Raw genomic sequence first — 22655 nt, forward strand, 5'->3', positions numbered from 1 at the left:
TGAAAGGGCTGCGACGTTGCCGCCCGCGCTGTAACTTTTAGGGAAAGCCCAGAGCAGCACCCTTGCCGCTCTGGGTGGGGGGAAGCGGCTTATAATGTCCAGGTGTCGACAACAAAACTGTCAGGACCACGGTGCAAGAGCTTGATATCCATAACATCCTGTGGAGCGATCGGGATGATACCGGGCAGCAACGATGGCTCGCCTTGGCCCATCAGCATTTGCAAACCAAAACGGCAGGCATAGACTTTGCCGCCCTCTTTCATGAACTTTGTCAAATTGGCCGCATAGTTCTGCGCACCAGGGAATGCCTCATCCCCAAGTGTTGGAAAACCGCGTTGTACGCCCAGTGAAACGCCTGGACCATAGAGCAAGATTGATGTTTCAAACCCTTTGCGTTGCAAGCGGATGGCTTGAAGAATGTTTACCAGACCGATTGAGCCTTCAAAGGCGACCGTATGAAAGGTGACAAGCGCCTTCTCACCCGGCTCGGCTTGGACGTCTTCGAAAACCTTGTCCTCATAATTTACGAAAAAATCACCATCTTTATGGGCTGGCGTGTTTACTTCTGGCATGTCGAACTCCTGTCGTCGTGTTGATATTGACTTCAGTTAGACAAGCAGATCACCGAGGTGCTATTGATACATACAACATTGCACTCAATGTAATTGTATTGATTGTATGATTGTGCCTGCTCAATAAGCGTTTGACTGAATATTTCAGCAATTATTGCACAATATTTCGCGATTTGAGAGATTTTTTGCACACCCCGTACTAAAATTATTGTATGTAAATAAGGCATACAATATTGAAAGTCGGACAGAATTGAGGGCGAGAAATGGAAAATTGGCCACATAGAATCGAACAATCTCGCAAGCCTCGCTATCTAGCGATTGCAGATTGCATCGCTCAAGACATGAAAGACCGCGTGATGCTACCCGGGGACCGCCTCCCTTCGCAACGCCGCCTTGCTGACATGATCGGGGTTGATTTCACCACTGTCTCACGTGGCTACACCGAAGCGATCAATAGAGGCTTGGTTGAATCACATGTTGGGCGCGGCACATTTGTCTTGCCACAAAAAAGCCTGAGCAACCTCAGCGACGAACGCCGGTCCTTGGCAAGTGACCTGACCATGAACGCGCCGCCTGAACCCACCGACCCCGACCTGCTTGAACGTATGCGCGCGGGGCTGACTGCCGTGTCTGATGATCTTGTCCATCTTTTGCGTTACCAAAATCCAATAGGCGGTGACATCGATAAAGAAGCCGCCTCTATCTGGTTGTCTATGCGTGGACTTGTGCCAAATTTAGATCGCATCGCCGTGACGCCCGGCGCGCATGCAACGATGCTTGCAATCCTGACAATTCTTGCGAAACCAAGCGACTGCATTCTCTGCGAGGACATCACATATGCAGGCTTTAAGAAAATCGCAGCACAGCTTGGACTAAAGCTTGTGGGACTGCCTATGGATAAGGACGGCATACTGCCCGATGCACTAGAGAAGGCGATTTTGACTGAAAACCCTAAGGCGCTCTATCTCAATCCAACGCTCCATAACCCAACCACTATGATCGTTCCAACAGAACGCCGATTGGCAATCACTGCTGTTATGAAGCGTCATAACCTCCCTTTGATAGAAGACGATGCATATGGGTTTGTGCTGCCCGACGCTCCACCGCCATTAGCGGCTTTCGCGCCAGAATTGACTTGGTACATCGGCGGGCTCGCCAAATGTATCGGTGCAGGCCTAAGACTTGCTTATTCCGTTGCACCGAATGCTCGGGCCAATTTTGCTTTGGAAAACGGAATTCGGGCGGTGTCTGTCATGTCGTCCCCAATTTCAATGGCTTTGGCGACGCGCTGGGTTCTGGATGGCACTGCCGATCAAATACGACGGTTCATTCGTTCCGAAACCGCCGACCGACAAAAACTTGCTGCGGAACTCGTGACCGAGGCCTCATTCGTTGCAAACCCTCATGCATTTAACATTTGGCTGCGATTGCCAAAGGGAATTACCTGCGCGGCTTTGATGGCGCAAATGTCTAATCATGAAATAGGCATAACTCCAGAGAGCGCATTTCGCACTCAAGGCGACGAAGAGCGGTTTGTACGCATTTGTCTAGGTGGACGCATGCAGCGTGAAACCCTTGCGCAAACGCTCGCGCACCTAAACAATCAAATCTGGCAATTATCGTTGTAAATTTATAGGCAAAGGCGCGGCACCGATTGCATGTCAGCGCAATATAAAAATCGGCTTTTCCCAGACTTCGTCTATACACCGCTTGATGGCCTCGCGCTTGATCATATGGCCATGCTGACCCAAGCGTGGGGGCAACGTTTGACACAAGCCGATGCGATAAAAACTGAGCTGACTCGTCAAATAGCACAAACCGACAAACAACTCGACGCGCTGTTGACCCACATTGTCGAGACCAACAACCCAACAGTCATCGCTGCCTATGAGACGAAGATCACCAAGCTAGAGCAAGAAAAACTGGTTCTGGCTGAGAAACGGGAGAAAAAAGCCACGTCAAAGCGCACACCCGAGCAAATTTTCGAACTCGCTGTGAAATTCCTGTCAAACCCTTGGAATATTTGGAAAAATGGAAACCTGACGCTCAAGAAAACAGTGCTCAGATTGGCATTTAAAGCCCCATTGACCTATGATCGCCAAAACGGGTTTCGAACCCCGCAAACGTCTGTAATTTTTAGGTTTTTGGATGAAATTTCACTGAAAAGTAAAATGGTGCACCCAGCAGGATTCGAACCTGCGGCCTCTGCCTTCGGAGGGCAGCGCTCTATCCAGCTGAGCTATGGGTGCCTTGGAAATCGGTATAGGCGAAGGGTTTGGGGGGTGCAAACTGTTTTCGCACCGCCCCCTGCAATCATATTTTAAGCAAACAAATCGTGACACAACTCAAGCGCTGAGACCAATGTGTCTACATCCTCTTTGGTGTTGTACATCGCGAAAGAGGCACGACAGGTCGCTGTGACACCCAAATGCTCCATCAGCGGCATGGCGCAATGTGACCCAGCCCGCACAGCCACGCCGCGTTTGTCCAACACCGTCGACAGATCATGGGCGTGAGCACCTGCCATAGTGAAGGAAAAGATAGCACCTTTGTCGGGGGCCGTGCCTTGGACTTGCAGCCAATTGAGGCTTTGCAGCTTTGCGCTGGCGTAGGTGGCAATATCGGCTTCATGTTCGGCGATATTGTCCATGCCGACGTTCATCAGCCAATCCAAAGCCACGCCCATGCCAATGGTTTGCACGATACCGGGAGTGCCTGCTTCGAACTTCATCGGTGGCTTGTTGTAGGTGACAGTGTCACGCGCGACGACATCAATCATATCGCCACCGCCCATAAAGGGCTGCATCTCAGCTTGGCGATCAGGGTGTACATAGATGGCGCCAGACCCCGAGGGACCATACAGCTTATGACCGGTGATGGGATAGAAATCGCAACCGATATCTTGGACATCCACAGGGCCGTGTACAGACCCCTGCGATCCGTCCACCAGCGAAGCTATGCCACGGCTGCGCGCCGCTGCACAGATGGTTTTCACATCGACACGCGTGCCCGTAACATTGGACATCTGCGTGATGGCAACCAATTTGGTTTTGGGCCCCATCGCGTCGATCACCGCTTGAGCATCCAAACTGCCATCCATGGCGCAATCGATCCATTTGATAACAATGCCCATACGTTCGCGCAAGAAATGCCACGGGACTATGTTGGCGTGATGCTCGAGCACGGAAATCAAGATCTCATCGCCCGCTTGCAGGCGCGGCATGGCCCAACTGTAAGCGATCAAATTGATGCCCTCAGTGGTGCCTGAGGTGAAGATGATATCGTCCTCATGCGGCGCATTCAGAAAGGTTTTGACGATGTCACGCACGCCTTCATATTTGTCGGTCGCAAGGTTCGACAAAAAGTGCAAGCCACGGTGAACATTAGAATATTCTTCCGAATAGGCTCGCGTGATCGCATCAATGACGACCTGCGGTTTTTGCGCAGATGCGCCGCTGTCAAGGTAGGTCAAAGGCTTGCCATTGACTTCACGCGACAAGATCGGGAACTGCGCGCGAATGGCGTTTACATCATACATGAGGGGCCTCTTTCGGGAAGGCGACTTCGACAAGCCCCAAACCCCAGAATAGTGTAAAAGCAGCAAAGGCGATCAGGCCGACAAATGTCACGCCAGCCCCTGCCCCAAGAAATCCAACGCACAGGCCGTAGAGCAGCCACAGCGGCGAGGCCGCCAAAAGCGCCCAAAATGTCGCCATGCGCGCCTCGTATGCAGATTGTTTCCCGCCCACGAGGCGCAACACAAAGTGCAAAGCAATCGCCAAAGCATAAAGAACCAAAGGCATGATAAAGACCCATGCCAAAAGCGCGCCTCCGACCATCATGTCCAAGTCTTGGCCTTGCTCGAAGGCCTCTCGAGACAGACGCGGCCATTGCGCCACAAAGATGAGGCCACAAGCCAACACCACTGTGATCAATGCACCGCCTTCATTGACCTCAGGGCCAATGCGATGGCGCAACACCGCGCGCGGGGCGCGATAATTGCGTAAAATGTCAGAGACGACGCCCATAGACCTATCCTTTACGTCGCGCGAGCCATGCTTCAAGACGCTCCAAAACGTTTGCTGCAATGTCTTCGCGTGCGATTTCGTCGATGGCTTCGGCTAAGAAGGCCAAGGTCAACAGATCTGTGGCCTCTTGAGTTGGGACACCGCGCGATTTGAGGTAAAACAGTGCCTCTTCATCAATTGCGCCTGTTGTGGACCCGTGCGAACAGACAACATCATCTGCATAGATTTCCAGCTCAGGCTTTGCCAAAAACTGGCTATCATCATCCAACAAAAGTGATTGCGAAATCTGATAGCCGTCTGTTTTTTGCGCGCCGTCTTTGACCAAAATTTTGCCTTGGAACACGCCTGTCGCGCCATTGCGCAGCACTTTCTTGAACACCTGACGGGACTCGCAGCGCTCTGCATCATGAGTGATGAACACTGTGTCATCATGCAAGAATTCGCCATCCCCCATACAAACGCCGCCGACATGCGCCTGTGAATCGTCGCCTACAAGTTCAAGCACAATTTCGTTGCGTGTCAAAATACCGTTCGCCGTCATGGTGAAGGATTTGAACAAAGCGTTGGCGCCGATACGGGCAAAGATATGCGTCGCGGCACGGCGTTCGTGATCACGCCCTTGGGCACGCACATGGTGGAAAGACGCGCCATCGGCCACTTCGACCTCAAGCACTTTATTGAAACGCGCAGCCGCGGGACCGTTTTCCAACAGGGTCAGCTCTGCACCCTCTTCGAGTTTCACAAGGTTGTGCAAAATCGCGTCTGAGGACTCGTCGGCGTGTTTGTAGATGATAGAGATCGGCTTGGCGACTTTGCCAGTGACGCGAATAACCACGCCATCTGTCGCGAAAGCTGTGTTCATCGCCGCAAGGGGGCGTTCGACAGGTGTTTGACCCGCGTGTTCTAGAACGCCATAGCTGTCTTTCGCCCAATGGATGTCGGTGTTCAATGCGTCTTTAAGCGATGAGATTTCAACACCTTCGCCTTTAAAATCATCAGAAGCAGAGGCGTCAAACACACCATCGACAAAGACGATTTTCAAACGGTCAATCGCGTCAAATATAGGAACGTCTTTGGGATCAAACACCACAGCCTTATTTGGCACGGCGGCTGTCAAAGTCGCAGGATCCGTCCATTTCCAATATTCATCGCGTTTGGTAGGCAAGCCCATCGCAAGCAAGCGGGCCAGCGATTGTTGGCGCAGATCAGTGGCCCAAGCCGCCCCCGCAGGCACAGCCTTGTCCTCAAGACGTGCCGCCGTGTCATCGCATTTACGTTGTTTCATTTGTGCGCGTGTCATTATGAATTCTCCTGCTCCGCAAGCAGATCAGCATAGCCATTGTGCTCGACTTCCAACGCCAGTTCAGGACCACCAGATTTGATGATGCGGCCGTTGGACATGATATGCACGTAGTCTGGCTTGATGTGATCCAACAGGCGCTGGTAGTGGGTGATCACAACGAAAGAACGTTTGCCATCGCGCAGCGCGTTTACGCCTTCGGCCACCAATTTCATCGCATCCACGTCCAAACCAGAATCGGTTTCATCCAAGATGCAAACCTTTGGCTCAAGCATCGCCATTTGCAAAATCTCGTTGCGTTTCTTTTCGCCGCCAGAAAAGCCAACATTGACAGGACGTTTGAGCATATCCGCGTCGATTTTCAACGCCTTTGCTTTTTCGCGAACGATTTTGAGAAACTCGCCGGCGGTCAATTCATCTTCGCCGCGCAACTTGCGTTGTGAATTCACAGCTGTGCGCAAGAAGGTCATGTTGCCAACACCTGGGATTTCTACAGGGTATTGGAAGGCCAAGAAAAGACCCGCAGCTGCGCGCTCTTCTGGTTCCATGTCAAAAAGGTCTTCCCCATTCAAAGTGGCGGAGCCTTCGGTCACTTCATACCCATCGCGTCCAGCCAAGACATAAGATGTCGTGGATTTACCAGACCCGTTAGGGCCCATAATCGCGTGCACTGTGCCCGGTTCAACTGTCAGGTTTACGCCTTTGAGAATTTGCTTTTCTTCTTCTTCAAGTTTGACGTGTAGGTTTTTGATTTCTAACATTTATCTATCCTTCATACGGAAAGGCCCGCACGACTGTATCCAGTCGGCAGGCGCATGTGTGCGTTGTGGGTGAAAGCGTGATCTAGTGAGACATATGTCGTCAAGGAGCACGCGGAAAGAGAAACCCCGTTGGCTGTTACAGGCCGACGTGGCGAATATATAGCGTGAGACAGGTGCCTAAAAAGAACACCTGAAACACGGCTGAGCGTAGGCCTTTGAACATCAGCGATGCGCGCGAGAGCGTGCCCATCTCGTTTTTGTCCAAGACCCTGCGGGAACTGCTTGCGTTGGATGTATTGCCCACGTGAACGACGCCACAAGTGTTCGCGCCCCGTGATTGTATCCGTGACATTCGCTCTGTGAAGGCTTGTTTTTGCGCAAGTTGCATCTGTTGTTTCTCCTCGACGGCTCTGTGACACTTTAAGAGTGACAGGTTGCGAGAAAATTAAGGATTTAACGTGGCAAGCCTTGGGCAAACCGGTGCAGTCAAACGTTAACTTTACGTTAACCTTTGCACCTTGCGACAAAGCAGATGTTAGAGATGAATTTCTTTGCCCCGAAATACCAAAGTGCCCGGCGCGGTCGTCAAGGTCACATGTTCTACCCATTCGGCTGAAAACAGGCGTGTGAACGGCCCCGGGAATTCGTGCACCACATTGTGCATCGTGGTCAAAGCCAGCAAAATGCCCGCGAATTGTGCGCCCATCTGACGAATGGCTGACAAGGACACCAGCTCGCGCAGCCAAAAGGCGAGGGCGATGGCCAATAAAACGTCCAGGGTAAAATCCAAATTCGCTGACAGATTGAAACCTATGGACCCGGTGAGTTGGAAATGGATGTAGCGAGCGATCATGGCAGACAGCGTGCCCATAGCGACGGCCAAAACAACCGAAAGAATCGGCGTCCATGGCGCAGGCTTGTCCAAATCCACTCCGTAGAACTCTTGAACTTTGTCCCAAGCCTCTTGGCGCGCCAACATTGTTTGAATGCGTTCGCTGCGTTCCATGCGCTGCGACTTCGATGGCCCAATACCTGCTCGTTGGACGCACGTGAGCTTTGCTGCGCGGCCGACACGCCTTTGAAAATCTATTCGTTGGTCCATAAAAATGACCTCTCCCATAAAATACCGAGATCATGGTTACTGAAATATTATGGCAAGAGATGGGCGCGGCCATTAGATTTTTATGGGACTCTAAAAACATTTGTCTGACCTAGCCTATCACAAGCCGCAAGATCACAACAAATGCCCAAGACGCCATAGACGCAAGGAAAGCTGTGGCAAAAACAGAATCACGAAAGAGCCCCTCGCGATTGCCTTTGTTGGCACGGACGCTCAAACCGATAACAACACCAAGAAACACGCCAATCGCGACACCGGCAGATTTCATCGCAACAAGAGACAGAAGTTCAGGGGACATATTCAAAGCCTCACTTTAATTGACGTTGCTAAATGCGGTGACCACATCTAGCAAACGGGCTGGATCGATCTGGGTCGGATCGAGTTCGAATTTGACCATACGGTCTTGGGTTTGGACAATCGGCGCAAAGCTTTCGCACAATTGGTATTTGTCTTCGCAGCCAACGTAATCGTCGAACAAAACTGTCACGGGCTTAGTGATCAACAGCAAAGTCGCCAGAAAACACCAAACACGAAACGGTCCGTCGATCAAAACGACATCCGGATGAACAAAGTCATCCCTTTGCCAGACAGACAATGCATACCGCGGATACCTACGCCATTTGACCTTGTTGACAGGGCGCCCCCATTTTTCGGTCCTACCCTTATCTTCTAAATGCAATCGCACGTCACTTTTAGATTGATTTTTCTCAAACCACACGACCAAAGCGCTGTACCAAGGCTCAGAGTTTTCAACAGAAAATACAGTCTTTCCAACCATGTTTGCAGCCATGGTAGTCGATCCACCAGAGCCGTATTCCAAAATGGTTGTCGCCGCTTCATAATGCTCACGCACCCACAAAGCGACCTCCGTAGGAAAGGTCAGCTCTGGTCCCTCAGCGGGAAAAACAAATGTGGTGGGGGCTACGTGCTTCATCTGATCAGGCAAAGCTAACGGCTGTACCAGAGGCCGAGACCATCAACATGTTGTTGATCACCTCATAGTCCAGATCAACGCCGACAACAGCCTGCGCCCCAAGGGCCGCAGCGCGATGTTCCATTTCGAGCAGCGCAGCTGTGCGTGCATCCGCCAGTTTTTTCTCATAAGACCCAGAACGACCACCAACGATATCAGTCACTTGCGCAAAAATATCGCGTACAATGTTGGCGCCCATAATGGCTTCGCCTGTGACGATGCCTTTATAGCTGGCGATGGATTGACCTTCGACGGATGGCGTGGTGGTGATGATCATTTTAAAGTCTCACTCTTTGACATAGCTGTATCACGTCGATGCTTGAAGACGGCGAAAACCGATACGATCACAAAATAGATGGCCGCAAACTTGAGGGCCGTAGGTAGGAACCCCTCGTTCACTCGTGCAAGATAAGGCTGTTCAGATCCGTCAAAGGATATGGCTTCTAAAAACGGAAACAAGCACCCCAAGATTAGGGAGCCCATCCAAGCCTCTCTAAACCGTTTGCTTTGAAAAAACGACATCTCAGCCTTTTCCTTTGCCAAAAGTCTTGAGCACAGTCTGTGCAAACAGACTGCCCAATGCGCCAGAGGCAAAACTGATCAAGATCAATTGCGTCATACCAAAACTATCCGAGATCAAGCTTACGACATAGGAAAACCCAGCACAGAACAGGCCCGTGACAATTGCGGAAAGCAAAGTGGTTTTCATCATGTCTCGGGCCCTTCAATCCGCCTGTTAACCTACGGAACCTTCAAGAGAAATCGCGACCAATGCCTGCGCCTCCATTGCGAATTCCATCGGCAAAGCTTGCAAGACTTCTTTACAGAAACCGTTCACAACCAAGGCCACGGCCTCTTCTTCGCCCATGCCACGTGCGCGGCAGTAGAACAGTTGATCGTCGTCGACTTTAGACGTGGTCGCCTCATGTTCAACGCGGGACGAATTGTTGCGCACTTCGATGTAGGGCACGGTGTGCGCGCCACAATTTGACCCGATCAGCAAGCTGTCACATTGGGTGTAATTGCGCGAATTTTTCGCACGCGGGTGCATGGTGACCTGACCACGGTAGGTGTTCTGCGCTTTGCCCGCAGAGATGCCTTTGGACACGATCCGTGACTTGGTGTTCTTGCCAAGGTGGATCATTTTCGTGCCGGTGTCAGCCTGCTGCATATTGTTGGCGATGGCGATGGAATAGAACTCGCCCTGAGAGTCATCTCCGCGCAAAATGCAGGACGGGTATTTCCACGTCACCGCAGAGCCGGTTTCCACTTGGGTCCACATAACTTTGGAACGTGCGCCACGACAATCGGCGCGTTTGGTCACAAAGTTGTAAATCCCGCCCTTGCCGTCTTCGTCGCCAGGGAACCAGTTTTGCACAGTCGAGTACTTGATCTCAGAGTCTTCCAGCAGAACCAATTCCACCACAGCGGCGTGCAATTGCGCGACATCGCGCTTTGGCGCGGTACAGCCCTCAAGGTAGGAAACGTATGATTTCTCATCCGCGATGATCAATGTGCGTTCAAACTGGCCCGTGTTTTCCGCGTTGATACGGAAATATGTGGACAGCTCCATCGGGCAGCGGGTGTTTGGTGGGATGTAGACAAAAGACCCATCCGAGAACACAGCAGAGTTAAGCGTCGCGTAGTAGTTGTCGGACACAGGCACAACGGTGCCGAGATATTTCTTGACCAGCTCAGGGTGATCTTGGATCGCCTCAGAGATGGAACAGAAAATAACGCCAGCGGCCTCAAGTTCTTTCTTGAATGTCGTGCCAACGGAAACGGAATCGAACACCGCATCCACAGCCACTTTGCGCTGACCGTCAGCGGGAACATCGCCTGCGCCCTCGACGCCTGCCAAGATCGCTTGTTCTTTTAAGGAAATGCCCAATTTAGCGTAGGTCGCCAAAAGCTTCGGGTCCACATCGTCCAAAGATTTCGGTTTTTCCGCCATAGATTTTGGACGCGCGTAATAGTACTGGTCCTGAAAATCAATTTTCGGGTAATCAACCATCGCCCAATCCGGCTCTTCCAAGGTCAACCAACGGCGGTACGCCTCGAGACGCCAGTCCAGCATCCATTGAGGTTCGTTGTTTTTCTCAGAAATCAACCGCACGATATCCTCGGACAGCCCTTTTGGGGCATATTCCATCTCGATCTCGGTTTCCCAGCCGTACTTGTAAGCGCCGCCAAGCGCCTGCACCGCATCAACTGTGTCTTGCTCGACGCCGTCTTTGACTTGGACTTTGTCTTTTACCGATGTGTCATCCATGCGGATCACTCCTTCAAGTGCGTATCTATCGGGCTCAGATGGCCCATTTTATCTGTGCGGCACCGCGAACGGGCCTGGATTATTCTTAAGCATTATTCTCAAGCTGCGCGCTGTTTCCAGCGGTCATAGGCGCTCAGCCAAGCATTGGCAAACCGCTCGATCTGATCTGTTGTGGTCTCAGGCCCCAAAGACACCCGCATCGCGCAAGACGCCTCAAGATCCGAGTATCCCATTGCCCGTAAAACGCGGCTGGATTTCACCTTTCCGCTGGAACAGGCGGATCCTGCGGAGACCGCAAACCCAGCCAGATCCATTTGCATCACTTGGGTTTCGCCCTTCCAGCCGGGCGTGATGATGCTCAATGTATTTGGCAGACGTTTCGTGTCTTTCCCAACACATATGATGCCCTTTGCGCCGTCTTCAAGACGGGCTTGCAACAGATCGCGGCGGGCTGCCACTTCATCCCAAACACCGTCCGCCATCAGCTTGGTGCTGGCTTCAGCTGCCGCGCCGAATCCAACGATACCCAGCAGGTTCTCAGTGCCCGAGCGACGCCCCATTTCTTGGCCGCCTCCCAAAATCTGCGCTTTGACATCCAGACCTTGTTTGAGCACCAATGCGCCAATGCCTTTGGGGCCGCCAACTTTATGCGCTGAAATCAGCGCCATGTCGCAGCCCATCCAATTGAACGCAACGGGCATTTTTCCAAACCCTTGCGTCGCATCCACCACCGCAAGGCCCTCAGGTAGCGTCTGTACAATTCCAGTTTCGGAATTGGCCAACTGAACTGCGGTTTTTGTTTTATCTGAATAAGTTACCGCACCTTGAGCATCGACTTTCAAATCCGTTTCACACCAAGACGACACCGCCTCATGTTCCACATCTGCGCAATGTATTGCGCGACCAGACAGCGCCAAAGCCGCCGCTTCAGTCGCGCCTGATGTAAAAACGATATCGGCTGAACTGGCGCCAAAGGCGTCAGAGACTTGCCCGCGCGCTTTTTCAATCAAGCCCTTGGCTATACGACCCTCGCCATGCACCGACGACGGATTGCCCACCACATCCATGGCAGCAATCATCGCGTCACGGGCGGCCGTGCAAAGCGGCGCGGTGGCGTTGTAATCCAAATATGTGCGAGGCGCGCGGGTCATTATTCGTTTACATCCGCATCTGCCAGGTGTTGGACTTCGGACGCCGCGACGGCATTGCTGTCATCGACCACTTCAACAAAGTTAGGCACCGCAGGACATGGACGCAAGCCGTTACCAATGATGTCCGACAAACGGGTTTGGTGCAAGAATACATAGACGTTTGCAGACAGGCCTTCCCACAAACGGTTGGTCATCGATTGAGCGCGACTGCCAGAGACGCCACCAGAAGCCCCTGCCCCTGTGTGCATCGCAGATACAGTTTCGTCCACAGCCTCAAGTATGTCAGAGACGCGAATATCAGACGGGGATTTTGCCAGCTTGTAGCCGCCACCAGGCCCGCGCACCGAGGTGACCAGTTTTGCGCGGCGCAGTTTAACAAATAGCTGCTCTAAGTACGGTAAAGATATATCTTGGCGTTTGGAAATCTCGGACAAAGACAGCAAAGCGCCATCATTTTGCAGCGCAAGATCAGCCAAGGCGACCATCGCGTAACGGCCCTTTGTGGATAACTTCATATCTCCATCTCCCAGTCATAGGCGTCGTGAAACACGATTCACCCGCCCCAGTTCAGTATCTTGCCACATATTTGCGATGATTCCCCCGCAAAACGGGTAATTCTTGAGCAAAATCATTGACGTTAGCGCTTTGGAGCCTTAACTCCAATGCAACTCGTATGCCCCAAAGAGCAGTAAGTTTAGAATGCTTCTAAAGTTCCTGATCTAATTCGTCAACTATAGCTGGACAGGGCATTTAACACGAGCAGAAAACGACACCCCATAATGGATGTCCCAGCCCGTCCCACGCACCCGTGATGGCATTGCTGACAGGACATCTAAGGAGACAGGGACCTCAATGCCCGAAGTGATTTTTCCCGGCCCAGAAGGCCGCCTCGAAGGCCGCTACCACCCACAACGCGCCAAAGATGCACCGATCGCGATCATCTTGCACCCGCATCCGCAGTTTGGCGGAACGATGAACAACCGCGTTGTGTACAACATGCACTACGCCTTTCACAAAATGGGCTTTACTGTTTTGCGGTTCAACTTTCGCGGTGTCGGCCGTTCGCAAGGTGAATACGATCAAGGCATCGGCGAATTGTCTGATGCGGCCTCTGCGCTTGATTACCTGCAGTCGTTGAACCCAAACGCGAAACATTGCTGGGTTGCTGGCTTTAGCTTTGGCGCTTGGATCGGCATGCAGCTTTTGATGCGCCGCCCCGAGATCACAGGCTTTATCTCTGTATCGCCGCCCGCCAATATGTATGACTTCTCGTTCTTGGCTCCGTGCCCAGCATCGGGTTTGATCATCAACGGCACAGCCGACCGTGTGGCACCACCCAAAGATACCCATACGCTTGTGAACAAATTGCACGAGCAAAAAGGCATCACCATCACCCACCAAGAACTTGAAGGTGCTGGCCACTTCTTTGAAGACCCGCATATGGAAGAGATGATCGGCAACGTTGACACATATGTGCGCCGCCGCTTGACCGAAAATACACGCTAAGGAACGCTGCTATGGGGATCATGGACGACCTATCGGACGATCTTGCAAAAGATGCCATCAAAGCGATGGATGTGATCGGCGATGAGCAGTTTATCCAACAGGTGTCCCAAGTGATTGGCGCGACATCGACCACCACACAAGAGGCGTTTAACACCGCCGCCCGTGTGCGTTTGGCCGAGCGTCGCGCCCGTGACTATATTTTGCAACGCGTGAAAGAACACAAGGCGGGACTGAACCCAACGGCCCCACCCCCGAGTGCGGAAGATGACTTTGAAGTATGACCCTAAAGATCTGGCGCGTCTTAATGCGCAATTCGCGTTTTTGTTAGATGCCGACAAACTCAAAACTGTAGACCGCGCCAACCAAGTGATGGATCGAGCTCGGTTCGAGAACTCAGCCGAACATTCATGGCATGCGGCCCTTTTGGCGGTGCTCTGTGCGCCTCTGGCGGACGCGGATGTTGATCTAGCACGTGTAATCGAGATGTTGATCTTGCACGATATCGTGGAAATCGACGCAGGTGACCACCCGATCCACATCATGCACAATCCAAAAGATATTGAGCTGGCCGAACAGGCAGCCGCTGCCCGCATTTATGGGCTATTGCCCGATGATATTGCGGATCACTATCTGGCCACTTGGCGCGAATTTGAGGCCATGCAGACCCCAAGCGCGCGCTTTGCCAAATCCATCGATTTCCTCGCCCCCGCGCTGCAATGCCTTGGCGCACCGGTGCAACTGGATGAAGAACGCGAGATTGTGGAACGCAACCTGTATCAAGGCCGCGCGTCCAAAATCAAAGACGTGTTCCCCGAGCTTTATGAATTCACATTGGCGTTGTTTGAAGTCCGCGCGACAGACCCCGTTATGGATCAACGCTATGCCTTTTGGTGCGAAGCAGACCGCCTCAAAGGCATTTTGCGTGCCACACCAATCATGGACGGATCACGCCCTGAAAACTCAGGCGAACATTCGTGGCATGTGATGCTCTACGCGTTGACGCTCATAGATCAAGCTGGAGGCCCAATTGATCTGTCACGCGCCATCATGATGATGCTCTTGCATGATATCGTTGAGGTGGATGCAGGCGACACGCCGATCCATGGCGCTGTGACGGCCGAGGCACAGCAAGCCCAGCTTGACGCAGAGCTCAAAGCGGCAGATCGGCTTTTTGGCCTATTGCCCGTCGATCAATGCACGCAGCTACGCGGCATTTGGGATGAGTTTGAGGCGGCTCAAACCCCCACAGCGCTTTACGCCAAATCCATCGACCGCGCGCAGCCCGTTTTGCATAATTTAGCGAATGATGGTGGATCTTGGCGTGATTACGATGTGAAATTGAGCCAGATCGAAACCCGTGTTGGCGATAAAATCACCCGTGGCTGCCCTGCCCTTTGGCCGTTCATTCGGGCCCGCATCGAACCTTGGTTCATCGCGCAAGAAGCGCTGTAATGTAATCAATCGCGCTTAGGCGGAATGGCATAGGTCAAGGACGCCTGCGCCAAAACAGCATCACGGCCTGGGTTGCGCATCAACACCTGCCCCACAGCCAAGGTCCGCCCCAATTTGTGAACCGTAGCAGTGCCCAAGACCGGCAGATCCCCTGCAGGTTTGCGCATAAAATCGATTGAGGCATTGGTGGTCACAGCCATCTCGACAGGCCCAAGCCGCGCCAAGATCGCAAAGTAAAACGCTACATCTGCCAGCAAAAACAAACTGGGCCCAGACACGGTGCCGCCCAAACGGATATGCCCCTCATGCGGGCAAAGTCGCAGGGTGACGCTGCCCTCATCGACCGCATCAATTGTTAGATCGGCCCCCACGGGACCAAAACCTTGTTCCAAATGCTGTGAAAGTGCCGCGTGGCTCATGGCAAGCGTCACGCGATCAAATTCCGTAAATGCCGCTGAATTTTTCTTCGAGGTAGTCTAGCAATGGCACTTCGGTTGGCTCGAACCCGCAAGCATGTACGATGGTATCATGCGGGGAGCGCAGGCCGCCGTATTGCTGCACATTGTCGCGCAACCAATCCGTGGCAGGCGCGGTATTGCCCTTGATCAAGGCGGCATCGATGCCAGCAACGTCGCTGCGCATCGCTTTATTCAAACAGCCCGCATAGACGTTGCCCAAAGAATAGGTCGGGAAATACCCGAACAGGCCCACAGGCCAGTGCACATCTTGCAAACAACCGTTGGACACTTTGTCGACTTTAACGCCGAAATCGGCCTCGAACCGCGTGTTCCACGCCTCAGGCAGGTCTTTGACGTCCAAAGCGCCAGAGATGATGTCACGTTCCAGATCAAAGCGCAAAAGCACATGCAGATTGTACTGAATTTCGTCGCTCTCCGTGCGGATATAACCTTGGGTGACACGGTTCACAGCAGCATAGAATCCTTCGGCACTACTGATGCCGAAGTCGCCAAAGCTGCTCCGCATTTTGCCGTACAGATATTCCGTGTAGGCACGCGAGCGGCCCAACTGGTTCTCGTAAATTCGCGATTGGCTTTCATGAACGCCCATCGACACGCCCGCGCCAAGTGGGGTGAACAGGTGCTGATCATCGATGCCCAACTCGTAACAAGCATGACCGACTTCGTGGATCGTAGAATACAAGCAGTTGAACGGATCATCGTGGGACGTGCGCGTGGTGATGCGCGAATCCGAACCAGAGCCGCTTGAAAACGGATGCACGGCTTTGTCGATACGGCCGCGATGGAAGTCATAGCCAAAGCTTTTGGCCACCTCATGGGTGAGCGCCATTTGCGCGGTCTCATCGAACGTGCCGCTAACGCCCTTGGGCTGATCCGCGCCCAAAACCTTGTCGCGCAGCGCGCTGAGACGTGGGCGCAGCGCACCGAACATTGCAGACAATTCTGCTGCGGTTGATCCCGGTTCATAGTCTTGCAGCATCGCATCGTACAGATCGCCGCCATCCGCCAAAGCCGCCGCTTCTTCGCGTTTAAGCGCTACAACGCGTTCAAAAGTCGGCGCGAAATGCGTAAAATCATCATTAGCGCGCGCCTCGGCCCAGATGCCTTGGGACATGGATGTCACCTTAGCAATTTCAGACGCAAGATCGGCGGGCACTTTGGTGTTGCGCGCAAAGGATCGCTTGATGTGACTGATATTGGCGGTTTGCACCGCGTCCAACGTGCCCGCATCAATTGACGCCAACCAATCACCAACACGTGCGTCCGTGCGCCGCGCGTGCAGAACCGTTTCCATAGCCGACAGCTCTTCGCCGCGCTGTGCGGCTGCGCCCTCGGGCATGATCGTTTCTTGATCCCAGTTGAGCCGTCCGGCAACAGATCCAAGCGCTTCGGTGGTTTTTTGAAACGCCATCAAGTCATTATAAGCAGACATATTTAGGATCCTCGGACAGATTGGGGTTTTGGGTACTGGCTCAAGAACCGCGCCCGCAAAATCGATACAAACAAGGCCACGGCCCCGATTTGATGCGCGAGGCCAAGATGCATTGGTGCGCCGTTGATCACGGTGACGATGCCCAAGGCCACCTGCAAGAACAGAATGGCAGCCATCATATTGAACGCCGCTTGGGTGCTGCGATTGGCGGATTTTCGACCACGGGTCCAGACGACCAAACCAAAGACGAACAACAGGTACCCCGCCATACGATGCATGAATTGCACAAGACCTGCGTCTTCAAAGAAATTGCGCCACAAAGGCGTCAAAGACAGCGGATCAGGGGGCAAGAACTGCCCGCCCATAAGTGGCCAATCGGTGAACCCGCGCCCTGCATCAATGCCCGCGACCAAAGCGCCAAGTAGGATTTGCAAAAACGCGAAATGCAGCATGCCTGTGGACAACCCAAACAATTTGGCGTCACGCATGCGGCGCGCTTGCATCAATGCCCCCTCTGACCGGCTGAGTTGGAACACGTACCATGCGATAAACCCAAGGATCACAAAAGCGATCCCAAGGTGGGTTGCAAGTCGATAAGAGGCCACGTCCAAGCGATCCCCCGTCAAGCCAGAGGAGACCATCCACCAACCGATCGCGCCCTGAATCCCGCCCAAAGCGCCGATAAACAGCAGTTTTTTTGTCCAACCCGTGGGAATTTTGCGCGCGACGGCAAAGCCTGCAAAGCCAAGGAACCAAACAAGCCCGATGGTGCGGCCCAATTGGCGATGGCCCCATTCCCACCAATAGATCGCTTTAAATTCAGACAAGGACATGCCTGCGTTTTGCAGCTGATATTCTGGAATTTCTTTGTATTTGTCGAACTCTGACGCCCAAGCATCTGCATTCATCGGTGGCATAGCGCCTGTCACAGGTTTCCATTCGGTGATCGACAGACCGGAATCTGTCAAACGCGTCATGCCCCCTACAGCGATCATCAGCATCACCATCGCAAACAAGATCAGCAGCCAAACGCGAATGCCTTTGCGTGCGCCGGATTTGCCTGTGTCGATCAAGCCACCTTTGGGGGCTGTGACAGGTTTTGTATCTGTGCTGACTTCTTCAAAAATGCTGCGTTTTGATGTTGTTTTTTGAGCCATGCGATGCGCCCCTATGTGTACGATGTTTGCAGGGGAAACTAGGGAGCACCCCGCCCAAGGGCAAGCACATCCAGACGTCAAAAGACGCTTTGACGCGGCTAAATGTGAAAAACTGTTTCTTGATCGAGAATATCGAGGGTCTAGTGGCCCGAGCCGCGTTCTTTCCAGCGCTTCATCTGACGCATCATGCCATGCATCATCTGTACATCCATTTTGGTCATCGGCATCCGCGACCACAGATTGCGCAGGTTCAACTTCATGCTGGTGGCTTTGGCTTCGGGGTAAAAGAATCCGGCTTGATCCAGCGTGTCCTCGTAGTGATCGCCGAGCTTTTCCATCTCAACGTGGCCAGCCCATTCAGTGCCCGCCATTTCAACCACTTCAGGGACGATGTCAGCGGTTTGACGACGCCATTCATAAGCGGTCAGCAAAACACATTGCGCGAGGTTCAAAGACGGAAACTCAGGATTGATTGGCACAGTGATCAGCGCATTGGCATGAACCACATCGTCGTTTTCCAACCCTGCCCGCTCTGGCCCGAACATCACGCCGACCTTGCCACCATTCGCCATAATGGCGCGAGCATGTTCCATCGCGCGCTCAGGCGACATCACGGGCTTGGTGATGTCACGCATGCGTGCTGTGGTGGCAAAGACGTAATCACAATCGGCCAAAGCGTCGGGCACGGTGTCAAACATACCTGCTTCATCCAGCAAACGCCCAGCCCCTGAAGCCATGGCCACGGCTTTTTGATTGGGCCAACCATCACGCGGATCAACGATGCGCATCCGGTCCAAGCCGAAATTCCACATCGCGCGCGCCGCCCCGCCGATGTTTTCGCCCATCTGCGGACGCACCAGAATGAAGGCTGGTGTGGGACCGGACAGATCAAACTCTTCGGATGATAGGGACATGTTTTGGACCTTCTTGATCGTAGCTTGATTGCAGCAAAGGGGCCTGCGCGTGATAGGCCCAGATCGCCAAATGCGCAAGGGACTGTGAACATGGGGATGTACTGCTGGGCGGTGATGACCATGAGCCGTGCGCAAAGCCTTCCACCCAAAGTCTAAAGCCGCTATATCGAGACAAACGTCAAAGGAGTCGCCCATGTCCGATCACACAGATCAATCCGAAGTGCCACAAATCTATCTGCTGACTCCCGCCGCTTTTGATGTGCAGACCTTCCCCGCGCTGTTGGCGCAGGTCTTGGACGATCATGACATCGCTTGTGTGCGTTTGGCTTTGGCCAGCAAAGACGAAATAGAACTGGGTCGCGCGGCCGATGCTGTGCGCGAGGTTTGCCATGCACGTGACGTGGCGATTGTGATCGATTCCCATGTGGCTTTGGCTGAAAAGCACGGGCTTGACGGGGTGCACTTGCTGGATGGTGCGCGCTCTGTGCGCGATGTGCGCAAAACGCTCGGGGCCGATGCGGTTGTTGGCGCCTTTTGTGGGTCCACCCGCCATGATGGCATGACCGCTGGCGAAATTGGCGCGGATTACGTGGCCTTTGGCCCTGCAGGTGCCAGTGGCCTTGGCACCGGTGTGCAGGCGGAAAAAGAGCTGTTTGAATGGTGGTCTTTGATGATCGAAGTGCCAGTCGTGGCCGAAGGGGCGCTGGACGTCGATACAATCAAATCCCTGACGCCACACACTGATTTCTTTGCCATCGGCGATGAAATCTGGTCTCAGGGCGATCCAAGTGCGGCTTTGGGCACATTGATCGCGGCGATGAGTTAGACGGGTTAAGCACCCAATTTTCATATAAATTTCACGTTAAGGCCCCTCACCGGGGCCTTTTTCGTGTCCGCTCTCGCTCTAAACCTCTTGGAACTCTTCTGCGATCTCAGGCAGGCTTGAGCGCACAGCGTTTTCACACAAAAGCGCCATGTCTTTGCGGTTTGGCACGTCTTTCACCGCGATAGGATCGTGAAATGTGATCTCGATTGCCCCTTGTTTACGGGCTTTCAAAAATGTGATCAAAGACGGCCCAAACTCCATATCGCCCCACCAGCCGTAAAACCGTGGATCGGCTCCCGTTGGGGCGATGTAGCGCACAGTGACGGGTTGAATTGACACCTCATCACGCAGCTGAGGCGCAAAAAAGGCAGCGAACAACGTGGGCTTAAACGGCAGGACACGCAATCCATCGGTGGACGTGCCCTCGGGAAAAAACAACAACTTGTGCCCCATGTGCAGACGCGCCTCGAACAGTGCCTTTTGCCGCCCAGCCTCTTTGCGATCGCGCGCGATAAACACAGTGCCGCTGGCCCGCGCCAAAGGGCCAATGCCTGGCCAATTGGCCACCTCGGCTTTGGACACGAAAAACACTCTTTGGCAGGCATTGAGCGAAAAAACATCCAACCAAGTGGAATGGTTCGCAACGACAGCGCCTGGTTGGGACATCGGAGTGCCCGTCGTGCGCAAGGGTATGCTCATGATCATCAGCGCGACGCGTGAGACAAAGCGCGGAAAGAAAGACGACCAAGGTCTGCGCGCCCCGACACTCAAGCGCTCAATGCCTCGTGTCATTATCATCAACGGAAGACAGATCAATATCAGCAGGACGATCGGAACCCCGCGCAGAATGGCGCGAGCGCTATCAAAACGCTCCCAAGGCGGCTCAACTGCTGGTTTGGAACTGTCCCAAAGTGGTGCGCTCATCTGATACGCTCGCGGGTGTACATTTCTTTTTGGCGCGGCGAGACCTGCGCTATATCCAAGATCAAACACACATCGATGGTGTTGAACGCGTGATCAACAAAAGCGCCCTCGCCCACAGTGCCCCCCAAACGCAGATAGGCTTTAATCAATGCCGGCACCTGTAACATGGCAGAGCGACGGTCGATTTGATCTTCTGGGATCAAATCCATGTTCTGAAAGACGTCTTCTACGGCACGCACGCGCAGCGTTTCGGGCGCAAGGTGGCGATGATGCAGCAACGACAAAGGTTCAGCGAGTTTTGACATGTCAGTGCCGTGAAACGATGCCACGCCGAACAATACGTCAAACCCACCTTCAAAGACGTATTTCGCAAGGCCTGCCCACATGTGATACAGTGCTGTGCCGCCGCGATATTCAGGGGCCACACAGGACCGACCAAGTTCCAAAAGCCGTTTGCCTGAAGCCTTGAGCACGCTCAAGTCATATTCAGACTCAGTGTAGAACCCGCCAATTTCGACGGCTTTCTCGCCAGTCAAAAGACGATACACCCCAACGCATTGTTCAAGCGGATCATCAGAGCGCGATTTATCAATCAGCATCAAATGGTCGTAAACAGGATCAAATTCATCAGCTTCGAGCTGCGCCTTGTGATCGACCATTGCGCCGTCAGAGCCGAGTTCTTCGACAAAAACCCTATAGCGAAGCCTTTGGGCCGCGCGCATGTCTTGTGCGCAGGTTGCAAAGCGCAGTTCGAACTTGTGATCGAGTTCACTCATTTGGGGTCTTTTTTAAAAGGATGCGGTGCGCGGTTTCTACGGCGTTCGCGGTATCAATGCAACACAGCTCGCTCAAGGACCACCCCTATACATCTTTAGGTTGTAAATAAATCCAATACGACACCCAATAAGAGTTATGTCCGTATCAACGAAACCTTAACCATAACGAGACTAATTAAACACCGGAAGGAGAGCAACGCGACGACTATCAATGACAACTTTGCCAACTTGTTCGAACATCACCGTAAGCTTGCCATTGATATTGGACTGCACCTGCCCCTTGCCCCAGTCTTCGCAGTTGGGATGGCGCACGATCTGCCCCGGTTCGAGCATAGCATTTAAATCGTCCATCGCATTACTTTCCTATGTTAGCCCCATTTCAGGAGACACAATGACCAAAGAGTTGACCCGCGACATCGCCGCCATGATCGGTTCTAGAATTTGCCACGATCTCATCAGCCCTGTCGGCGCGATTTCCAATGGCGTTGAATTGCTTGGTATGTCTGACGGGGACACCAGCCCAGAACTCAGCCTTATCGCGGAAAGCGTTGACAATGCAAACGCCCGTGTGAAATTTTTTAGGATCGCCTTTGGTATGGCATCCCCCGGTCAAATGACCGGACGTATGGAAATGGTGACGATCCTAAAGGCTTTGGAAACAGCGCGTTTGAAATACGAGTGGCAGCCTGAAACGGATATGCTGCGCGATGAAGTCAAACTCACCTGTTTGATGATGCTGTGTATTGAAACAGCCATGCCACGTGGTGGGCTGATCAAAATAAGCAATGACAATGGCCAATGGACGATTTGCGCGCGCGCTGATCGGCTGGAGCCCTCACCTGACCTGTGGGCTCGTTTGGGGGCGACGACCTCCATAGAAGGACTGAAGCCTTCAGAAGTCCAGTTCATTCTAGCGCCGTTACAAGCAGAACTGCTCAACAGGCGCATCACGGGTCAAACTCAAGAAGGTGTTTTGCGCCTGATAGCGTAACACGTTTTTAGACACGTGACC

At 53.1% G+C, this 22655-nt stretch carries 26 protein-coding genes and 1 tRNA gene; 6 read left to right on the forward strand and 21 right to left on the reverse strand.

What is annotated here, in order from left to right:
* Positions 1-89: 89 nt before the first annotated feature.
* Entirely contained in the window at positions 90-572 is a 483-nt protein-coding gene (locus WNY38_RS02300) for an MSMEG_0572/Sll0783 family nitrogen starvation response protein (RefSeq protein ID WP_342855690.1), read from the reverse strand.
* Between the two features lie 263 nt (positions 573-835).
* Here WNY38_RS02300 and WNY38_RS02305 point away from each other — a divergent pair, with 263 nt between their 5' ends.
* The gene (locus tag WNY38_RS02305) at positions 836-2200 is read left to right on the forward strand and encodes a PLP-dependent aminotransferase family protein (RefSeq protein WP_342855691.1); all 1365 of its coding nucleotides are present in this window, start codon (positions 836-838) and stop codon (positions 2198-2200) included.
* Between the two features lie 544 nt (positions 2201-2744).
* Here the strand turns inward: WNY38_RS02305 and WNY38_RS02310 are convergent.
* The 13 genes from WNY38_RS02310 to WNY38_RS02370 form a co-directional block, all read right to left on the reverse strand.
* Positions 2745-2821: transfer RNA gene (locus tag WNY38_RS02310), tRNA-Arg, on the reverse strand.
* A gap of 71 nt (positions 2822-2892) precedes the next feature.
* Positions 2893-4110, reverse strand: coding sequence for a cysteine desulfurase (locus WNY38_RS02315; RefSeq protein WP_342855692.1), 1218 nt, complete (start codon positions 4108-4110; stop codon positions 2893-2895).
* Complete coding sequence (locus WNY38_RS02320) at positions 4103-4600, reverse strand: YIP1 family protein (protein WP_342855693.1); 498 nt, start codon at positions 4598-4600, stop codon at positions 4103-4105. Before WNY38_RS02320 ends, WNY38_RS02315 begins: the two co-directional genes overlap by 8 nt.
* A 4-nt stretch (positions 4601-4604) precedes the next feature.
* Positions 4605-5900 (reverse strand): Fe-S cluster assembly protein SufD, encoded by a 1296-nt coding sequence (gene sufD, locus WNY38_RS02325; RefSeq protein WP_342855694.1) that lies wholly within the window; start codon positions 5898-5900, stop codon positions 4605-4607.
* Entirely contained in the window at positions 5900-6661 is a 762-nt protein-coding gene (gene sufC / locus WNY38_RS02330; protein ID WP_342855695.1) for a Fe-S cluster assembly ATPase SufC, read from the reverse strand. Before sufC ends, sufD begins: the two co-directional genes overlap by 1 nt.
* A 535-nt stretch (positions 6662-7196) precedes the next feature.
* Entirely contained in the window at positions 7197-7667 is a 471-nt protein-coding gene (locus tag WNY38_RS02335) for a hypothetical protein (protein WP_342855696.1), read from the reverse strand.
* A 205-nt stretch (positions 7668-7872) separates the two neighbouring features.
* Positions 7873-8079 (reverse strand): hypothetical protein, encoded by a 207-nt coding sequence (locus tag WNY38_RS02340; protein ID WP_342855697.1) that lies wholly within the window; start codon positions 8077-8079, stop codon positions 7873-7875.
* Between the two features lie 15 nt (positions 8080-8094).
* On the reverse strand, positions 8095-8715 hold the full coding sequence (locus WNY38_RS02345) for a hypothetical protein (RefSeq protein ID WP_342855698.1): 621 nt from the start codon (positions 8713-8715) through the stop codon (positions 8095-8097).
* A gap of 4 nt (positions 8716-8719) precedes the next feature.
* Positions 8720-9031 (reverse strand): heavy metal-binding domain-containing protein, encoded by a 312-nt coding sequence (locus WNY38_RS02350; protein ID WP_342855699.1) that lies wholly within the window; start codon positions 9029-9031, stop codon positions 8720-8722.
* A gap of 246 nt (positions 9032-9277) precedes the next feature.
* Entirely contained in the window at positions 9278-9466 is a 189-nt protein-coding gene (locus tag WNY38_RS02355; RefSeq protein WP_342855700.1) for a hypothetical protein, read from the reverse strand.
* Positions 9467-9490: 24 nt separating this feature from the next.
* Positions 9491-11026: a Fe-S cluster assembly protein SufB gene (sufB, locus tag WNY38_RS02360; protein ID WP_342855701.1), complete on the reverse strand. Its 1536-nt coding sequence runs from the start codon at positions 11024-11026 to the stop codon at positions 9491-9493.
* Between the two features lie 98 nt (positions 11027-11124).
* A complete protein-coding gene (locus WNY38_RS02365) occupies positions 11125-12177 on the reverse strand; it encodes a cysteine desulfurase family protein (RefSeq protein WP_342855702.1) in 1053 nt (350 codons plus the stop codon).
* A complete protein-coding gene (locus WNY38_RS02370) occupies positions 12177-12692 on the reverse strand; it encodes an Rrf2 family transcriptional regulator (protein WP_342855703.1) in 516 nt (171 codons plus the stop codon). The genes WNY38_RS02365 and WNY38_RS02370 overlap by 1 nt, the downstream gene beginning before the upstream one ends.
* A 337-nt stretch (positions 12693-13029) precedes the next feature.
* On the opposite strand from WNY38_RS02370, the gene WNY38_RS02375 reads away from it, so the two are divergent.
* Genes WNY38_RS02375 through WNY38_RS02385 form a run of 3 tightly spaced genes read left to right on the forward strand, consistent with a single transcriptional unit; the run spans position 13030 to position 15135 of the window.
* Positions 13030-13683 carry an alpha/beta hydrolase gene (locus WNY38_RS02375; RefSeq protein WP_215942910.1) on the forward strand — a complete coding sequence of 218 codons (654 nt, stop codon included), beginning with the start codon at positions 13030-13032 and terminating at the stop codon, positions 13681-13683.
* Positions 13684-13694: 11 nt separating this feature from the next.
* Positions 13695-13964 (forward strand): hypothetical protein, encoded by a 270-nt coding sequence (locus WNY38_RS02380; RefSeq protein ID WP_342855704.1) that lies wholly within the window; start codon positions 13695-13697, stop codon positions 13962-13964.
* Positions 13948-15135 carry an HD domain-containing protein gene (locus tag WNY38_RS02385; protein ID WP_342855705.1) on the forward strand — a complete coding sequence of 396 codons (1188 nt, stop codon included), beginning with the start codon at positions 13948-13950 and terminating at the stop codon, positions 15133-15135. Before WNY38_RS02380 ends, WNY38_RS02385 begins: the two co-directional genes overlap by 17 nt.
* A gap of 5 nt (positions 15136-15140) precedes the next feature.
* Here the strand turns inward: WNY38_RS02385 and WNY38_RS02390 are convergent, their stop codons facing one another.
* From WNY38_RS02390 to WNY38_RS02405, 4 genes are all read right to left on the reverse strand, one after another.
* A complete protein-coding gene (locus WNY38_RS02390; RefSeq protein ID WP_342855706.1) occupies positions 15141-15566 on the reverse strand; it encodes a PaaI family thioesterase in 426 nt (141 codons plus the stop codon).
* Between the two features lie 4 nt (positions 15567-15570).
* On the reverse strand, positions 15571-17046 hold the full coding sequence (locus tag WNY38_RS02395; RefSeq protein WP_342855707.1) for a carboxypeptidase M32: 1476 nt from the start codon (positions 17044-17046) through the stop codon (positions 15571-15573).
* A 2-nt stretch (positions 17047-17048) separates the two neighbouring features.
* A complete protein-coding gene (gene ctaA, locus WNY38_RS02400) occupies positions 17049-18203 on the reverse strand; it encodes a heme A synthase (protein WP_342855708.1) in 1155 nt (384 codons plus the stop codon).
* A 140-nt stretch (positions 18204-18343) separates the two neighbouring features.
* Positions 18344-19117, reverse strand: coding sequence for an RNA methyltransferase (locus WNY38_RS02405; RefSeq protein WP_342855709.1), 774 nt, complete (start codon positions 19115-19117; stop codon positions 18344-18346).
* Positions 19118-19310: 193 nt separating this feature from the next.
* On the opposite strand from WNY38_RS02405, the gene WNY38_RS02410 reads away from it, so the two are divergent.
* A complete protein-coding gene (locus tag WNY38_RS02410; protein ID WP_342855710.1) occupies positions 19311-19943 on the forward strand; it encodes a thiamine phosphate synthase in 633 nt (210 codons plus the stop codon).
* A 78-nt stretch (positions 19944-20021) separates the two neighbouring features.
* On the opposite strand, the gene WNY38_RS02415 is transcribed toward WNY38_RS02410, so the two are convergent.
* From WNY38_RS02415 to WNY38_RS02425, 3 genes are all read right to left on the reverse strand, one after another.
* A complete protein-coding gene (locus tag WNY38_RS02415) occupies positions 20022-20867 on the reverse strand; it encodes a lysophospholipid acyltransferase family protein (protein WP_342855711.1) in 846 nt (281 codons plus the stop codon).
* Complete coding sequence (locus WNY38_RS02420) at positions 20864-21643, reverse strand: GNAT family N-acyltransferase (protein ID WP_342855712.1); 780 nt, start codon at positions 21641-21643, stop codon at positions 20864-20866. Before WNY38_RS02420 ends, WNY38_RS02415 begins: the two co-directional genes overlap by 4 nt.
* A 171-nt stretch (positions 21644-21814) precedes the next feature.
* Positions 21815-21994 carry a DUF3553 domain-containing protein gene (locus tag WNY38_RS02425; RefSeq protein WP_342855713.1) on the reverse strand — a complete coding sequence of 60 codons (180 nt, stop codon included), beginning with the start codon at positions 21992-21994 and terminating at the stop codon, positions 21815-21817.
* 40 nt (positions 21995-22034) lie between these two features.
* Between WNY38_RS02425 and WNY38_RS02430 the strand changes: the two genes are divergently transcribed.
* Positions 22035-22634, forward strand: coding sequence for a histidine phosphotransferase family protein (locus WNY38_RS02430; RefSeq protein WP_342855714.1), 600 nt, complete (start codon positions 22035-22037; stop codon positions 22632-22634).
* Positions 22635-22655 lie beyond the last annotated feature (21 nt).

This window comes from Pacificibacter sp. AS14, from assembly GCF_038899935.1.
In the GTDB taxonomy this organism is placed as follows: domain Bacteria; phylum Pseudomonadota; class Alphaproteobacteria; order Rhodobacterales; family Rhodobacteraceae; genus Celeribacter.

Bases quoted from the DNA above. Each gene is read 5' to 3' on its own strand.
- WNY38_RS02430 (WP_342855714.1), top strand. From the start codon at position 22,035: ATGACCAAAGAGTTGACCCGCGACATCGCCGCCATGATCGGTTCTAGA.
- WNY38_RS02305 (WP_342855691.1), top strand. From the start codon at position 836: ATGGAAAATTGGCCACATAGAATCGAACAATCTCGCAAGCCTCGCTAT.
- WNY38_RS02395 (WP_342855707.1), bottom strand. From the start codon at position 17,046: ATGTCTGCTTATAATGACTTGATGGCGTTTCAAAAAACCACCGAAGCG.
- WNY38_RS02410 (WP_342855710.1), top strand. From the start codon at position 19,311: ATGTCCGATCACACAGATCAATCCGAAGTGCCACAAATCTATCTGCTG.
- WNY38_RS02380 (WP_342855704.1), top strand. From the start codon at position 13,695: ATGGGGATCATGGACGACCTATCGGACGATCTTGCAAAAGATGCCATC.
- WNY38_RS02425 (WP_342855713.1), bottom strand. From the start codon at position 21,994: ATGGACGATTTAAATGCTATGCTCGAACCGGGGCAGATCGTGCGCCAT.
- ctaA (WP_342855708.1), bottom strand. From the start codon at position 18,203: ATGGCTCAAAAAACAACATCAAAACGCAGCATTTTTGAAGAAGTCAGC.
- WNY38_RS02350 (WP_342855699.1), bottom strand. From the start codon at position 9,031: ATGATCATCACCACCACGCCATCCGTCGAAGGTCAATCCATCGCCAGC.
- WNY38_RS02320 (WP_342855693.1), bottom strand. From the start codon at position 4,600: ATGGGCGTCGTCTCTGACATTTTACGCAATTATCGCGCCCCGCGCGCG.
- WNY38_RS02340 (WP_342855697.1), bottom strand. From the start codon at position 8,079: ATGTCCCCTGAACTTCTGTCTCTTGTTGCGATGAAATCTGCCGGTGTC.
- sufD (WP_342855694.1), bottom strand. From the start codon at position 5,900: ATGACACGCGCACAAATGAAACAACGTAAATGCGATGACACGGCGGCA.
- WNY38_RS02370 (WP_342855703.1), bottom strand. From the start codon at position 12,692: ATGAAGTTATCCACAAAGGGCCGTTACGCGATGGTCGCCTTGGCTGAT.
- WNY38_RS02385 (WP_342855705.1), top strand. From the start codon at position 13,948: ATGACTTTGAAGTATGACCCTAAAGATCTGGCGCGTCTTAATGCGCAA.
- WNY38_RS02365 (WP_342855702.1), bottom strand. From the start codon at position 12,177: ATGACCCGCGCGCCTCGCACATATTTGGATTACAACGCCACCGCGCCG.
- WNY38_RS02345 (WP_342855698.1), bottom strand. From the start codon at position 8,715: ATGAAGCACGTAGCCCCCACCACATTTGTTTTTCCCGCTGAGGGACCA.
- WNY38_RS02300 (WP_342855690.1), bottom strand. From the start codon at position 572: ATGCCAGAAGTAAACACGCCAGCCCATAAAGATGGTGATTTTTTCGTA.
- WNY38_RS02420 (WP_342855712.1), bottom strand. From the start codon at position 21,643: ATGAGTGAACTCGATCACAAGTTCGAACTGCGCTTTGCAACCTGCGCA.
- sufB (WP_342855701.1), bottom strand. From the start codon at position 11,026: ATGGATGACACATCGGTAAAAGACAAAGTCCAAGTCAAAGACGGCGTC.
- WNY38_RS02405 (WP_342855709.1), bottom strand. From the start codon at position 19,117: ATGTCCCTATCATCCGAAGAGTTTGATCTGTCCGGTCCCACACCAGCC.
- sufC (WP_342855695.1), bottom strand. From the start codon at position 6,661: ATGTTAGAAATCAAAAACCTACACGTCAAACTTGAAGAAGAAGAAAAG.
- WNY38_RS02375 (WP_215942910.1), top strand. From the start codon at position 13,030: ATGCCCGAAGTGATTTTTCCCGGCCCAGAAGGCCGCCTCGAAGGCCGC.
- WNY38_RS02335 (WP_342855696.1), bottom strand. From the start codon at position 7,667: ATGGAACGCAGCGAACGCATTCAAACAATGTTGGCGCGCCAAGAGGCT.
- WNY38_RS02315 (WP_342855692.1), bottom strand. From the start codon at position 4,110: ATGTATGATGTAAACGCCATTCGCGCGCAGTTCCCGATCTTGTCGCGT.
- WNY38_RS02415 (WP_342855711.1), bottom strand. From the start codon at position 20,867: ATGAGCGCACCACTTTGGGACAGTTCCAAACCAGCAGTTGAGCCGCCT.
- WNY38_RS02355 (WP_342855700.1), bottom strand. From the start codon at position 9,466: ATGATGAAAACCACTTTGCTTTCCGCAATTGTCACGGGCCTGTTCTGT.